13 protein-coding genes, 1 pseudogene and 1 riboswitch are annotated in these 14,909 nt (G+C 55.2%); of the genes and pseudogenes, 9 read left to right on the top strand and 5 right to left on the bottom strand.

Going from position 1 to position 14,909, the window contains the following annotated elements; translation table 11 throughout:
- From GE107_RS14045 to GE107_RS14035, 3 genes are all read right to left on the bottom strand, one after another.
- On the bottom strand, window positions 1-1,672 hold a 1,672-nt coding region (locus tag GE107_RS14045), incomplete at its 3' end, for a methyl-accepting chemotaxis protein (RefSeq protein ID WP_219640584.1).
- 281 nt (window positions 1,673-1,953) lie between these two features.
- Entirely contained in the window at window positions 1,954-3,681 is a 1,728-nt protein-coding gene (locus tag GE107_RS14040) for a methyl-accepting chemotaxis protein (protein WP_219640583.1), read from the bottom strand.
- A gap of 124 nt (window positions 3,682-3,805) precedes the next feature.
- Window positions 3,806-4,147, bottom strand: coding sequence for a winged helix-turn-helix transcriptional regulator (locus GE107_RS14035; RefSeq protein WP_219640582.1), 342 nt, complete (start codon window positions 4,145-4,147; stop codon window positions 3,806-3,808).
- A 169-nt stretch (window positions 4,148-4,316) separates the two neighbouring features.
- On the opposite strand from GE107_RS14035, the gene GE107_RS14030 reads away from it, so the two are divergent.
- Entirely contained in the window at window positions 4,317-5,267 is a 951-nt protein-coding gene (locus GE107_RS14030) for an aldo/keto reductase family protein (protein ID WP_219640581.1), read from the top strand.
- A 240-nt stretch (window positions 5,268-5,507) separates the two neighbouring features.
- Here the strand turns inward: GE107_RS14030 and GE107_RS14025 are convergent, their stop codons facing one another.
- Entirely contained in the window at window positions 5,508-6,695 is a 1,188-nt protein-coding gene (locus GE107_RS14025; RefSeq protein ID WP_219640580.1) for a M20 family metallopeptidase, read from the bottom strand.
- 289 nt (window positions 6,696-6,984) lie between these two features.
- Between GE107_RS14025 and GE107_RS14020 the strand changes: the two genes are divergently transcribed.
- The 7 genes from GE107_RS14020 (at window position 6,985) to GE107_RS13990 (ending at window position 13,600) form a co-directional block, all read left to right on the top strand.
- Window positions 6,985-7,971, top strand: a complete 987-nt coding sequence (locus GE107_RS14020; RefSeq protein ID WP_219640579.1) for a Gfo/Idh/MocA family protein — start codon at window positions 6,985-6,987, stop codon at window positions 7,969-7,971.
- Window positions 7,972-8,025: 54 nt separating this feature from the next.
- A complete protein-coding gene (locus GE107_RS14015; protein ID WP_219640578.1) occupies window positions 8,026-9,066 on the top strand; it encodes a helix-turn-helix domain-containing protein in 1,041 nt (346 codons plus the stop codon).
- Window positions 9,063-10,157 (top strand): Gfo/Idh/MocA family protein, encoded by a 1,095-nt coding sequence (locus GE107_RS14010; RefSeq protein WP_219640577.1) that lies wholly within the window; start codon window positions 9,063-9,065, stop codon window positions 10,155-10,157. Before GE107_RS14015 ends, GE107_RS14010 begins: the two co-directional genes overlap by 4 nt.
- Before the next feature lie 204 nt (window positions 10,158-10,361).
- The gene (locus tag GE107_RS14005; protein ID WP_219640576.1) at window positions 10,362-11,267 is read left to right on the top strand and encodes an AraC family transcriptional regulator; all 906 of its coding nucleotides are present in this window, start codon (window positions 10,362-10,364) and stop codon (window positions 11,265-11,267) included.
- A 393-nt stretch (window positions 11,268-11,660) separates the two neighbouring features.
- Complete coding sequence (locus GE107_RS14000; protein WP_219640575.1) at window positions 11,661-11,996, top strand: hypothetical protein; 336 nt, start codon at window positions 11,661-11,663, stop codon at window positions 11,994-11,996.
- A 14-nt stretch (window positions 11,997-12,010) separates the two neighbouring features.
- Window positions 12,011-12,526 (top strand): DinB family protein, encoded by a 516-nt coding sequence (locus GE107_RS13995; protein WP_219640574.1) that lies wholly within the window; start codon window positions 12,011-12,013, stop codon window positions 12,524-12,526.
- Window positions 12,527-12,617: 91 nt separating this feature from the next.
- Window positions 12,618-12,696, top strand: a riboswitch (ZMP/ZTP riboswitch).
- Window positions 12,697-12,754: 58 nt separating this feature from the next.
- Window positions 12,755-13,600: a bifunctional 5,10-methylenetetrahydrofolate dehydrogenase/5,10-methenyltetrahydrofolate cyclohydrolase gene (locus tag GE107_RS13990; protein WP_219640573.1), complete on the top strand. Its 846-nt coding sequence runs from the start codon at window positions 12,755-12,757 to the stop codon at window positions 13,598-13,600.
- Window positions 13,601-13,703: 103 nt separating this feature from the next.
- Here GE107_RS13990 and GE107_RS13985 read toward each other — a convergent pair whose 3' ends face one another.
- The gene (locus GE107_RS13985; protein WP_219640572.1) at window positions 13,704-14,117 is read right to left on the bottom strand and encodes a VOC family protein; all 414 of its coding nucleotides are present in this window, start codon (window positions 14,115-14,117) and stop codon (window positions 13,704-13,706) included.
- 397 nt (window positions 14,118-14,514) lie between these two features.
- On the opposite strand from GE107_RS13985, the pseudogene GE107_RS13980 reads away from it, so the two are divergent.
- A pseudogene (locus GE107_RS13980) lies at window positions 14,515-14,841 on the top strand (class I SAM-dependent methyltransferase); the annotation flags it as partial.
- Between the last annotated feature and the right edge of the window lie 68 nt (window positions 14,842-14,909).

Here is a 14,909-nt window from a genome sequence, read left to right as displayed (position 1 = left end):
CGGAGGCTTTGGCGATGTTCTCCGTAAGGGCGAGCTGCTGTTCCGTGGCGGACGCGACGTTCTGCGCCTTGCCTGAAATCTCCCGAGCCGAGGAAGACGCTTGCTCCATGCTGGCGAGAACTTCCTCGGAGCTGGCGGACATCTGTTCCGTGACCGCGGAATTGTCCTGGGTCTGCGCGGCGACCTGCCGGATCGAGAGCAGGATGGATTGGAAGCCTTGCGCCGCTTCTTCCATGACCGCGGATCCTTGCTCGGTTTGCCCAATCGTCCTCTGCATGTGTTCCGACGATTTCCCGATTTCTGCCCGCGTTTCATCGATCAGCGCGTTGATGACGCCGGCCGACTCCAGGGAACTGGCGGCGAGCTTGCGGATCTCCGCGGCGACGACGGCGAATCCCCGTCCGTGCTCGCCGGCCCGGGCCGCCTCGATGCCGGCATTAAGCGCCAGGATGTTCGTCTGGTTCGCGATGCCGGTGATCTTCTCGGTAATGCTGCCGATCCGCTCGGACTTCTCGGTCAACACGGCGATGGTATGGCTCAAGCTCTGAATGGAAAGCGCGATCTGCTCCATCTGCGATTTCAGCTTCAGCAGCTCTCCGTTGCCTGCCTCGGCTTGCCGGCTCGTATCCGCGGAATGGTCGGAGATCGCTGCCGTGCTCTCGGCGATCCGCTGCACTCCGATCGTCATTTCCGCGATCGCTTTACTCGATTCTTCCGCGATCGTCGTCTGAATATCGACCAGCGACGTCACTTCCTGGATATTGCGGGCTACGTGCTCGGCCGACGAGGCCGATTCGCGGGCGCCGACGGACAATTGTTCGGATGCCGAGGATACCGATTGGGTATGCTCTTTGATTCGACCGACCAGCGAGCGGATGTTCGCGGTCATGACGTCGACCGATTGCAGGATGTTGCCTAATTCGTCCTTCGGGTACCGGTTCTCCGCGGGGGTGCGCAGATCGCCTTCCGATACCCGGCGGGTTCTCAGGAGCACGGCCTGCACGATCTTGCTGATCTGGCGGATGATCCGATAGCCGAGCAGAATGAGGATGATCCAGGTAAAGGCAAGCGTTGTATAGGTATAGGCGCTCATGCGTTTCTGATCTTCCATCTGCTTTTCGATCTCGGATTGCGAGAAGCGGTCGATCGTCGTGCCGAATGTATCGATCTCCGAGCGGACTTTCGCGTATTTTTCAAGCAATTCGGCTCCCTTATTGTAGGGGAACGAATTATTGGCGATGTTCTCGGCTGCAATGTTTTCCCATTGATTGAAATGCTGCATCACCTGCGTAAGCGTTTCGCTCAGCGGCTTTCCGTCTTCGGAAACCAGTGATTTTTCCAAATGGCGGGATTCCAGAAGGTCGCTCGTCTTCTTCAGGCCGTCCTTAACCCTGGCGGTCCGCTCCCGGAACTCCTGGGCGGCGTCCTCTCTTTCTTTATCCGAGGAAGCCAGCCGGACGGATTGGTAGGAGGAGAGAGATTGGGAAATGTCGCGGTCGGCATTCAGGACATAAGTCGAAGCCGTATAAACCGTGTCATACAGAGTGTCGGAGATCCGGCTGATGTTGGAAGAGTTCGTTTGCAGCAAATACACCGACGTGCCGGCGAACAGAACGAGCGGAATCGTTAACAACAAGATCAATTTGGAACGGACGGAAAGACGGTTCAGCATTGTTCTCTCCTCATTTCTCGAATCGTCACGATTTCTACTGAAATAACGATAATATTACGACAAATTTATGAAGCTAGAATAAGGCTTCGGAAAGGATGAGGTAAATTTCGTCATCTTGCCCAATTGGCCGTCGATCATTTCGTCTTTTCGACAATTTGGTCAAGAACTTTCTCTTGAGAGTCAATGTATATTCCATCGTCACCGGAACGAACAGCACGACAAAAAGAACCGCAATCCTGCCGGGGATCCGGTTCTCCTTGTCGGGGCCATGAACATGTGGACTAAACTTTAAAAGAATTCATCGATTCGTTCAGCTCCGTTACGATTTCCGCGAGCTGTCCGGAGGCTTTGGCGATGTTCTCCGTAAGGGCGAGCTGCTGTTCCGTGGCGGACGCGACGTTCTGCGCCTTGCCTGAAATCTCCCGAGCCGAGGAAGACGCTTGCTCCATGCTGGCGAGAACTTCCTCGGAGCTGGCGGACATCTGTTCCGTGACCGCGGAATTGTCCTGGGTCTGCGCGGCGACCTGCCGGATCGAGAGCAGGATGGATTGGAAGCCTTGCGCCGCTTCTTCCATGACCGCGGATCCTTGCTCGGTTTGCCCAATCGTCCTCTGCATGTGTTCCGACGATTTCCCGATTTCTGCCCGCGTTTCATCGATCAGCGCGTTGATGACGCCGGCCGACTCCAGGGAACTGGCGGCGAGCTTGCGGATCTCCGCGGCGACGACGGCGAATCCCCGTCCGTGCTCGCCGGCCCGGGCCGCCTCGATGCCGGCATTAAGCGCCAGGATGTTCGTCTGGTTCGCGATGCCGGTGATCTTCTCGGTAATGCTGCCGATCCGCTCGGACTTCTCGGTCAACACGGCGATGGTATGGCTCAAGCTCTGAATGGAAAGCGCGATCTGCTCCATCTGCGATTTCAGCTTCAGCAGCTCTCCGTTGCCTGCCTCGGCTTGCCGGCTCGTATCCGCGGAATGGTCGGAGATCGCTGCCGTGCTCTCGGCGATCCGCTGCACTCCGATCGTCATTTCCGCGATCGCTTTACTCGATTCTTCCGCGATCGTCGTCTGAATATCGACCAGCGACGTCACTTCCTGGATATTGCGGGCTACGTGCTCGGCCGACGAGGCCGATTCGCGGGCGCCGACGGACAATTGTTCGGATGCCGAGGATACCGATTGGGTATGCTCTTTGATTCGACCGACCAGCGAGCGGATGTTCGCGGTCATGACGTCGACCGATTGCAGGATGTTGCCTAATTCGTCCTTCGGGTACCGGTTCTCCGCGGGGGTGCGCAGATCGCCTTCCGATACCCGGCGGGTTCTCAGGAGCACGGCCTGCACGATCTTGCTGATCTGGCGGATGATCCGATAGCCGGATAGAAGCACGACGATCCATATCGCGATTAAGGACAAGTAGGTGGACAGATTCGTTTGGTCCCGCTGCTGCCTGATTTCGTTGATTTGGCTTTGCGTATAGGCATCGATGATGTCGGTAAACTGATTGACCCCTTCGCGGGCCGTCAAAAACTTCGCCTGCAGTTCCTGCTCTTTCTCTTTGGGGAAATTGTTTTTCTGGATATTTTCTTTCGTCGCGAACGCCCACTGGTTGTAATTCAGCACGACCTGGGTCAGGACGTCCATGTAGGGCCGTCCATTCTCGCCTTTCAACTTTTCCTTAAGATTGTATTGGGTGATGAGAGCCGCCGCTTTCTTCAGACGATCGTTGACTTGCCCCACGTTTTCCTGATAATCCTTGAGGGCCGTTTCGCGGGCGCTGCCGGTATACAATTGGATCGCTTGATAGGCTGCCAACGATTGGTACATGTCCCGGTCGGCGTTCAAAACCAGGTCGGAGCTTTTGTAAGTCGTTTCGTAAAGCAGGATCGTCATTCGGTCGATGTTGGAAGAGTTCGTTTGGAGCAAATAAACGGCGGTCAGGGCGAACAGGAGGAGCGGAACCAGCAGCATAAGAAGCAGTTTCGTTCGAACGGACAGTCGGCTCACCATCGTTTTTCTCTCCTCGCGTTTTCGCTACGAATAGGGTAATGTCGTCTACCTTATCATATAGCGAGAATGCGAGAATTTACAGGGGAAAATCAGGAATTCAGGAAGATATTCGGGAATTTTGCCTTCATGCCCATTTGGCCGCCCACAATTTCATTTCTTTAACGATTTGGTGCAGATCTTCCCCTTTGGGAGTGAGCGTATATTCCACGGTTACCGGAACGGTCGGGTACACATGCCGGGTCAGCACGCCTTTCTCCTCCAGATGGCGCAGCGTGGTGGTCAAGGCCCGCGGGCTGACCGCCGGGATCCGGCGCTGCAGTTCCCCAAACCGGCGGGTGCCGCAGAACAGCTCGCGAAGGACGAGGAACGCCCATTTGCCTCCGAGCACATCCAGCGTTTTCTCGATGGAGCATTCGATGATCTCGGGAGTTCTCGGCACGGTAGATGATGGAGTGGTGGTAGTCATGGAGGACGCCTCCTAAAATAAAGTTAGTTCGTGTATTTCGTATAGTTAGCGGCATTTGCGTTCATGAAGTGAGAAACGTTTCACTTCTTCTCATTGTAAAGGCGGAAGCGTAAAATGTCATCTAGAACCGGTTGTCTGCAAGATGGCCGAAAGAAGAGGAGGAATTGCCGTGCAATATCGCAGAATGGGCCGATCCGGCCTGAAAGTGAGCGAGATCAGTCTGGGAAGCTGGCTGACGTACGGAGGTTACGTCGAGCAGGAGAGAGCCGCGAACGCGATCCGAAGGGCATACGACCTGGGGGTCAACCATTTCGATACCGCGAACGTCTACCACCGGGGCGAAGCCGAGAAGGTGATGGGGGCGGTGCTGAAGGAGTATCCCCGGGACAGCTACGTGCTCGCGACGAAAGTTTTCTGGCCGATGGGCGACGGTCCGAACGACCGCGGACTTTCCCGCAAGCACGTCACGGAGCAGCTCCACGCGAGCCTCAAGCGGCTGGGCACCGACTACGTCGATATCTACTATTGCCACCGGTTCGATCCGGAAACGCCCCTGGAAGAAACGTTGCGTGCCATGGACGATTTCGTCCGCCAAGGCAAAGTGCTGTACGTGGGCGTGAGCGAGTGGACAGCGGCCCAAATGGCGGAAGCGCTCGGTGTGGCCGACCGCTGGTTGCTGGACCGAATCGTTGTCAACCAGCCGCAATATAACCTGTTCGAGCGGTATATCGAGAAGGAAGTCATCCCGCTCGGCGAGGACAAAGGGATCGGGCAAATCGTCTGGTCGCCGCTGGCGCAAGGCTTGCTCGCCGGGAAATACGATTCGCTCGACCGGATTCCCGAGGATAGCCGCGCCGCGCAGCTGGAGTGGGTCCGTAAGAACTTAACGCAGGAGAAGCTGGATCAGGTGAAGCAGCTGGGCGCACTGGCGAGTGGGCTTGGGCTGACGACCGGTCAGCTCGCGCTGGCATGGATTCTTCGTCAGCGGAACGTGGCCAGCGCGCTCGTCGGAGCCAGCCGGCCGGAGCAGGTCGAAGAGAACGTCAAGGCTTCCGGCGTCGCGCTGACGGAAGATACGATCGCCGCCATCGAGCGCATCATGAGCGGCGGGCAGGCGTAATAAGGCTGCGATTAGCCAAGAAATCCCGGATCCGCCACGATGGGCGGCTTCCGGGATTTCTTCGTTCTAAGCGGAATGGACCACGCGTTCATGGTGACGGCGGGCAGGGGGCTCTCCTCGCTTTCCGGTCGTGACAGCAGGTATCCCCCTGACTCAGATTTTGCAAATGCTTGGTGACTGATGATGCACAGCCCAAGCGAAGGCGGGGAATAAAGGAACTTTCATCCGCGATTCCTGCATTTACTCCCGAACGCCGGGCACCGATCGGTCGAATTCCCGGCGGATGCGCAGTGCGAGGTCCGGATCGGTCAGTACGTCGGCGGCGGTGAACGCAAGCATCGTGGCGCCGAACACCATCGCGTCGTAGGCCCGGTCCAGTTGGGCGGCATCGCGGAATTCTTCCGTGTGGAGGTTATACGGCTGGTCCACCACCTGAACGAACGGGTGGATTGCCGGACAGCGCAGCGACACGTTGCCGAGATCGAGCGAGCCGTGGTCCTTGCTCTCGCGGATCGCCTCCGGCGCGATGCCCGCTTCGATCAGGTTGGCCGTGAAAACGTCGGACAGCGTTTCGTTCGTCCGCAACTCATCGTACGAGTATTCGAAGTTGCTTGTCACCAATCGGCAACCGGTCGCCAAGGCGGCCGCTTCCGCGCAGGCGGTCACCCGGCGGGTAAGCTCGTTCGTGTAATCGCGGTTCGCGGAACGGGTATAGAACTGGGCGACGGCGTAATCCGGAATGATGTTAGGCGCTTTTCCGCCTTCGGTAATGATCCCGTGGATCCGCGCATGGTCCGGTGTCTGCTGTCGAAGCGCGTTCACGGAGTTGAACAGTTGGATTACGGCGTCCAAGGCATTGATCCCGAGCTCGGGATTCGCGGCGGCATGCGCCGGCTTGCCGTGGAATTCGAATTGCAGCGCGTCCATCGCGAGCGACGTTCCCGATTTCTCGTAGGAGTGGTAGGGATGGGCCATGAGGGCGATGTCGCAGGAATCGAACAGGCCGGCGGCGGCCATGTCTACCTTGGCGCCTTTCGTTTCCTCGGCCGGGGTGCCGTACACCCGCACGGTACCGCCCGTCTCGTCGAGCACGGCGCGCAGGCCGGCCGCCGCGCCGAGCGCCATCGTACAGATGAGGTGATGGCCGCACGCATGGCCGATATCCGGCAGCGCGTCGTATTCCGCAAGCAAGGCCACGGTCGGTCCCGGTTTGCCGGAGCGGTATTCGGCGACGAACGCCGTCGCAAGGCCGAGCGTGCCTCTTTCCACCTCATACCCGAGTTTCTCCAATTCCCCGGACAGCCGGGCCGAAGCGAGCTTCTCTTCGTGTCCCAATTCGGGATGGGCCCCGATATAGACGGCGATTTCCTTCAAATTCGCTGCCTGGGCCGCGATCGCGGAGCGTATCTTCTGTTTGATCGGGTTCATCATGCGTTCTCCTTGTTCAAGGTTATCCCCATCGTATCGTTCGGCAAGGGAGGAATCAAGAGCCGTCAATGAAGCGAACGACGAACCGGCCTTCATGGCCCCCAATCCGTATAGAAATCACATACTGGTCCAGTAGAGTGAAATCCACGCCAGTGACGAATGTCGAAGCTGCATCCTCATTGTATGTCGTAAATCTATAGTTCGATTGGCACTAAAGTGCATTATTTTAAAGGAGACATCTATGCTATCTTCTGATCATGTCGTATATTTACAGTAAAGGGTGAGGCTGTTGATACGGATAGGGAAGATCAGCTACTGGCATGTCCATGCGGAAGATTATACGAAGCAAGTGCTGGAGCACTCGGAGACCGAGCTCGCCGCGATATGGGACGAGGAACCGGCGCGCGGGCGCGGGAAAGCGGAGAAATACGGCGTGCCATACTTCGAGTCGTTGGATGAAATGCTGAGCCAAGGGGATATCGACGCCGTGGTGGTGGATGCCCCGACGAACCTGCATCGCGACGTTATGTTGAAGGCGGCGAACGCCGGCAAGCATATTTTCACCGAAAAGGTCGTGGCGGCGACATACCGTGAAGTCCGCGACATTCTTCAGGCGGTGGAGGAAGCGGGCGTCAAATTAACCGTATCGTTGCCGCGCCTGTATGACGGTTACGCGGCAGCCGTGGAACGGGTACTGGCGGAGGGGCTTCTCGGCAAACTGACGATGGCCCGGGCACGGCTGTCTCACAACGGCGCGACCGCGGGCTGGCTTCCGCCGCATTTCTTCTCGCTGGAGCAGTGCCGCGGCGGTGCGCTGATCGACCTCGGCTGCCATCCGATGTACTTGGTCCGCCGTTTTCTCGGCGTTCCCGATTCGGTGAGCGCGACCTACGGTTACGTAACCGGCAAGGAAGTGGAAGACAACGCGGTCGCCGTGCTCCAATACGGGAACGGAGCCGTCGGCATCGTCGAAGCCGGCTTCGTCAACAGCCATTCCCCGTTCAGCATCGAGCTGCACGGGACGGACGGCACGCTGCTGTACGGATTCCCGGACGACCGGATGCTGCTTCGAAGCAGTCTGCTCGGGAACGGCTGGGACGCCGTGCCGCTTCCGGCGGGCCGGCCGACGGCGTTCAGCCAGTGGATCGACCATATCCGCCAAGGAACGGTTGCCGAAGATAACGTGACGATGGCGGTCGATTTGACGAGGTTGATGGAGGCGGCGAACCGCTCCGCCCTGGAAAACCGGCCGATCAAGCTGAGCGAATTGGCCTGACGGGCTGGCGCCTGAAGCCGGAAGAACGCCACAGAGAACAAGGAGCCGAGGAGCATGAACCGGAGAACGGAAACGGCGGCGGAAGACAAAGCACGTGGAGAACGCAAGTCAGGACCGGCGCCGTTTCCGTTTGCCCGGATGCTGGGCAAGTGGGACGCGCTGGACCGGCTGGATCTCCGTTTCCGCTGGGGCGGATACGGCATCCGCGTGCTGAGATGCCATCTGACCGTGTTTCAGCCGGGGCAGATCATCTCTTTCCACAAACATTCCGAGTACGAGTTCCATTTCATTCCCAAAGGCAAAGGCAAGGTCATCCTCGAGGATCAGCTTTTCGATTTGCACGAAGGCCTCTTCTATTTGACCGGTCCGGACGTCGTCCATTACCAGGAGTCGGATCCGGACGATCCGATGCATGAGCTCTGTCTCCATTGCGAAATCGTCCCGCTCCATCGCCCGCCCGGCTCAGAGCCCGACGCCGAGTTCGGGGGAGATCTGGAGCGGAACGAAGCGGAAGCGTGCATGGAGACGCTGCGGCGTTTCCCCCTGGAACCGGTATGGGACACTTACAACGCGATGGGCATGTTCTTGGAAGCTTATCGGCTGTGGGAAGAGGAGGCGCCGGGTTTCCATACGCTCCTCAAAATGGCCGTCACGCAAATCCTGCTTCGGTCCACCCGATTATACGCCCATAAAAGCCGGGTGCCCTCGATTCCCATGCGGGACATGAACGACCACCGTTTTCAGCTGGCGTCCCAATTCATCCAGGATAACGAAAGTCTCCCGATTTCGCTGGAAGAGGTCGCGGAACGGGTGAACGTCAGTCCCCGGCAGCTGCAGCGGATTTTCCGGACCGAGGGCCAGACGACGTTCCGCGAATACGTGGAACATGTCCGGTTAGGCGGCGTCTGCGCCGACCTGGTCGGATCGGACCGGCCGATCGAGGAAATCGCGCTCGCGCACGGGTATGCCACCCCGAACTATTTGTTTCCGGTATTCAAAAACAAATTCGGCATGACGCCGACCGCGTACCGGCGGGCTTACGGAGCCTCCGGCCGGCCGGCTGCTGCCCCCATACGAAAGGAAGAACGGTCATGAGCAGGAAACTTGCGATCGGCATCATCGGAACGGGAGGCATCGCGCGGTATCACGCGGAAGCCTACCGCAAACTGGATTACGTCGAAGTCGTCGCCGTGGCGGACGTGGTGCCGGGACGAGCCCGGCAATTCGCGGATTCGCTCGGCTTGCGGGACGCACAGGCTTTCGACGGCCACGAGGAGCTGCTGAAGCTGGATTTGGACGGCGTCAGCATTTGCACCCCGAACGTATCGCATCACCGCACTTCCGTGGACGCCTTGCGCGCCGGCAAGAACGTGCTGCTGGAGAAACCGATGTCGGTCACGCTGGACCAGGCGATCGACATGGCACAGGCTTCTCGGCAATCCGGCCGGATGCTGACGATCGGCTTCCAGCCCCGGTACGACCCGAACATGAAAAAATTGCAGGAGATCGTGCAGTCCGGACGTCTCGGCAACGTTTATTACGTGGAGACCGGCGGGGGCAGACGGCGGGGCATGCCGGGCGGCACGTTCATCCGCAAGGACCTGGCCGGTGCCGGGGCGATGGCCGACATCGGCTGCTATTCGCTCGATTTGGCGCTCAACACGCTGGGACACCCAAGACCGCTGACCGTCTCGGCGTTCACGTCGAACCGGTTCGGCACGAACAAGCTTTACCATCCGGAGGCCGAGCGGTTCGAGGTGGAAGATTTCGGGGTTGCGCTGGTGCGGTTCGAAAACGATCTGGTGCTCCAGTTTAAAATCTCTTGGGCCATGCACATGGATACGCTCGGTCCGACGCTCTTCCTGGGCAGCGACGCGGGGCTGAAGGTTACCCCGGCCGGAACCGGACCTTGGTCGGGCGTATGGGACGGCAGCATCGGCTCGATGACGATGTACTACGACGATTTCGGCGGGCATACGGAGACGCGGGTGCCGCTGATCGAGCATAAGATCAACCTGTTCGACGCGAAGGTCCACGATTTCGCGGAAGCCTTGCGGGACGGCCGTCCCGCGCCGATTCCAGGGCATCAGATCCTGATCCAGCAGGCGATCATCGACGGTGTGCTGCGCTCGGCGGAGCAGCGCAGGGAAGTGTCGGTCGAACTGCCGGCTTCCCTTACGGAATAAAATCTCCCATCCATCCGGCTTGCCCGTTTCTCCTCAAGAGGTGAGAATTTGACTTTGTTGTCAAACTCCCTATTTGAGGAGGAGCGGGTATTTCTTTTGCAGTGATTCATAGCAAAAAACGTCAAAATCGGAGATCCGGTCCGTGCTATATTGGTTGCAGAACGAGTGGCGAGATTTTGACTTCGTCAAACGGGAGGACGCAGCATGGGTTACCATCGCCGTATTCAGAAGACCATCGACCATATCGAGGCGCGTTTGGACGAACCGCTGACTTTGCGCGGCCTGGCGGAAACCGCCGGTTTTTCCGACTTCCATTTTCACCGGGTGTTCCAATCCATGGTCGGGGATTCCGTGATGGAGTACGTGCGGAAAAGAAGGCTGGCGAGGGCGGCGGGCGATCTCTCGGATCCGGACCGGAGAATCGTCGACATCGCGCTGGATTACGGCTTTCAGACCCATGAAACGTTCACCCGCGCGTTCAAGAAAATGTTCGGCATGACGCCGGGGGAGTACCGCAAGCGGAACATCCGCACGGCGCCTTACCCGCAAGCCAACGTGCTTCGGCGCATGTACAATCCTTATTTGGGAGGCATCCGAATGGAATACCGAATCGTCGAGAAGCCGGCTTTCAAGGTGATCGGATACGGACTGCAAACGACGAACATAGAAGGGAGAAATTTGAAAGAAGTACCTGCGTTCTGGTCGGATTATTTGGAAAATCGGAAGTGGAGCCGCATTCCGAACGTCATCCCCCGGGACAACCCCGTCGAGCTCGGCTTGTGCGCGGATTTCGATCCGGAAGCCGACACGTTTACGTACATCATCGGGATGGAGGCCGAGCATTTCGACAACGTGCCGGAAGATATGGTTTGCCGGGAGTTCCCCGCCGGGACGTACGCCGTGTTCACGACGCCGAAATCTTCGCCGGAGGATTTCTCGCCTACCATCCAAGCCTCCTGGAAATCGATATGGGAAGAGTGGTTCCCGCACTCCGGCTACGAACATGCAGGCACGGTCGAGTTCGAATGGTATGACGAGAGGTGCCACCGGGACAAGAACGAGCTTCTGCAGATGGACATTTACATCCCCGTGAAACCGAAGAACGCGTGACGATTGGCATCGACTTGCAAAACCGGATATCGCCGAAGCGGGCCTTCTCGGACCATAAGGCTCCCTTCTCCGGCCACCGTTATAGATTGGCTGCGCGCTGGTCGTGCTCAGCCGACTTGAGCGAGCACGGAATCTCTTATTCGCTGGGCGCACCGTGCCGGAACCAATACAAGGAATACGCGCTTAACGATCCAAAGGGATCGCCAATCTGGCGGTCTCTTTCGTTTTTGGCTCCGGGTTCCGTTTACAAGTCGATTCCATCACATTTTGAAAACTTGTGTCCGGGTACGGTTGACCTTATCATACGGACGTGCAGATTTGTGAAACGATCGTTGCAACTTTACTTCGGCAAGAACGTCAATTAAGCAGCCTAATATAAGGAGCTGCTCAACCATGAAATTCATCAAGATTGCGGCTTTCGTTTCTTTTACTGCATTATTAGTTGCTGGATGTTCAACAGTGATAGGACAATCGTCTTCGTGCGAAAATCCACCTATGACGCTGGAGTGGGAAGGGAAACAGTATCGCTTGAAAGAAACAAATACGTCAGCAGAGCCGGTAATGAAATTTGGTTATATCACTTGCGAAGAAGGTAAATTCAAGATGGGCGACGACGACGGTTTAAGCAGTATAGTTTATAGTCACGGTGACCCTAAAACAAAAAAAGACATCATCTTCGGCGGAAAATGGGGTCTTGCGTTATATGAAACGAATCCTGATTCACATTAGGAGGAGGAGCTAGGATGTTCTATGATTTAAAAGGCGAAGCCAATATGTCACCCATGGTGGGAATCTTATACTCCGCTGTAAAAGAGAACAGCGAGCGGCTGCGATTCATCACGGATGGCATGTCGCAAGAAAAACTGGATTACAAGGGACCCGATCACAATTCCAATAGTACAGCTCAGCTTATCAAACATATCACGTATGTTGATCTGAATTGGGTTTATAGAATCAAGGGGCAGCCGCTTCCTCAGTCATTAATAGAAGAATATGGTCCCATGATCGATGAAAATAATCGGCTTCCGATGGTCAAAGGGATGTCGCTGAACACGCTTATGTCTAAATATGAAGGTGTATTAAGTATGTTGAAAGATTCCTGTTCACAATTAACGGATGGTGATCTGGATCAGGTTGTCACCTTTGGACATGAAAATGAAAAGCAAGCAACCCTGCGTTGGGGCTTATGGCATATGGCCGACCATAGCCGCTATCATCAAGCACATATCAATCAGCTAAGAAAGTGGTATCGTTCTTGATGAGGCTTATTCAAGGTCAGCGGCGTTCAGCTAACTGAAAGTAATTGCAACATTGTCTTTTCGCATATTTCTGCTAAAATAAAGTAAAATCTTCAGTATGTGTAACTGGCGAAACGTGGAGTACCACGGGGGAGCACATACTCATATGGCCGATCGCCTGGGCAGAGGTAAGGGGAGTTCCCCCTTGCCTCCTTCTGTTTTTTAAACAAGGTGAAAGGGATGATAAGAATGACAGCCAATCCGCTAATTTTAGATGGGAATAGGGTCGCAGCGGACATCAAGGACCAATTAGCAGGTCGCATATCAAGGCTCGCAGAGAAAGGAATTACTCCTTGTCTGGCGACGATCCTGGTCGGTGATGAACCGGCTTCGGCAACCTACGTACGGATGAAGGGAAATGCCTGTAATCGAGTCGGCATTCGTTCTGTCCGCATTGACCTGCCTAGGGATACAACAACGGAGAAATTGATCGCCGTTATCCAACAGCTGAACGAGGATCCGGGGGTTCATGGCATTCTATTGCAGCACCCTGTACCGCATCATATTGATGAACGAGCGGCATTCGACGCCATCTCCATGGAGAAAGACGTTGACGGGGTGACGACACTAGGCTTCGCGCAAAACGCATTTGGTTTCGCATCGTTCCCCTCTTGTACGCCGGCAGCCATTATGGCGATCTTGGAATATTATCAACTGCAAATCTCAGGCAAGCACGCGGTGGTCATCGGCAGAAGTCCCATTCTCGGCAAACCCGTATCCGCGATGCTTCTGAACAAAGATGCAACGGTCACAACGTGCCATTCCAAGACGACCGAGTTGGAACATTTCGTACGCTCGGCTGATATTGTCGTTGCTGCGGTCGGGAAGCCTAAGTTCGTTCAGGGCAATTGGATCAAGCCAGGCGCTGTGGTGCTGGATGCCGGGTACAATCCGGGGAATATCGGGGATGTGGACTTTGAGTCATGTCTTCCCTTTGCTTCCGCCATAACTCCTGTGCCTGCTGGCGTAGGTCCTGTGACGATCGCTAAGTTATTAAAACATACAGTCGATGCCGCTGAGAAGAATCTCGATTAAGAACAATCACGACGAAATGAGCGTAATTCTATAAGAGTAGTGGAATACCCAAAATAATAAAAAGCCCCTTTGCCGTTTTCGGCATAAGGGGCTCACTGCAAAGTTAGTGTTGCTTTGCAGTGAAAATTTGAAAGGTTACACCGAACTTGTCCGTTACCATTCCATAAGCCGGGCTAAAATAAACTTCTTGCAACGGCATGTTCACCTGACCGCCTTGTTTTAAAGATTCATATATTTTTTTTGATTTTTCAATTTCGGTAGTCGTAATACAGATGCTTAGCCGGTTTCCTGGTTGATTGTCTTGACCGGGTACAGTATCGGCTACAAACATCTCAGCTTCACCAACCTTTAATACGGAGTGAGCCACCCTGTCCTTTGCATCTTCCGGTATACTTTCGGGTCCTTCTCCAAAGGTTTGCTTAAACATGACTTTGGCATCTAATGATTTTTCGTAAAATTCAATCGCTTCATTCGCGTTTCCGTCCAGCATAACATAAGGCATAAATTGTATCGTCATTTCTAAACAGCTCCTTAGGCTCTATTTTGATAATGAGGTGACTTCCTTGCATTATTTAAGCCGATCCCTTATATATACCCCCCCTTTTCGTTCATATTGTAGCTGACAATAGTGACAAGTGTTGTCATGAATAGGATAAAAGATCAATCGTTCAAGCTGAAGCCGTGATCTTGCAGGCTGTTCAATTAGCGGGTAGATTAGTGGAGCACTCCGAGAATATATGGCAACATTCTTGAGGAGGATGGCGACATGGACAAGAATTCTGTTTATAGAACAAACATTATAGGCGGTAGTGAGGTTGGCGCCATCTCGGTCGAAATGGATAAGAGTGTTGTTCATGAAACAAACAGCTTATTTTGGAGTACAAAAGGAAATGATGTTTGGGCAGCAACCTCTTGCTTACCTAAAGAAAGACGGCGTATTTATTTTCAGCTGGTCTCACCCTATACACAAATGTGTTGCTGCAGAAGATAATAGGCTTGTTTTTAAAAAATGTTATTTCGATGAATCTTGGTATTCGGTATCTCTTGACGAAAGTACGTTAACATTATCGGACCGTAAACTATCAACCTATGTGAATGCGTTGGCAAAAGCGGGATTTGTAATTGAGCAAATGATTGAGGAGTCCGATGATGAAATGATCCAATCGCGGGCTAACAGTACTTTTGCAAAAAAAGCAAAGATGCTTCCTGTTACTTTTGTAGTCAAAGCAAGAAAACGATAAGAGCACGGTGTGCAATCGGCCGCCATCTTACCGGATTGAACAAAGAGGGTCTTTATAGAAATTCCGGA

It is taken from the genome of Cohnella sp. CFH 77786 (genome assembly GCF_019400745.1).
GTDB lineage: Bacteria > Bacillota > Bacilli > Paenibacillales > Paenibacillaceae > Cohnella.
This window is presented reverse-complemented; position numbering and strand designations above follow the sequence as displayed.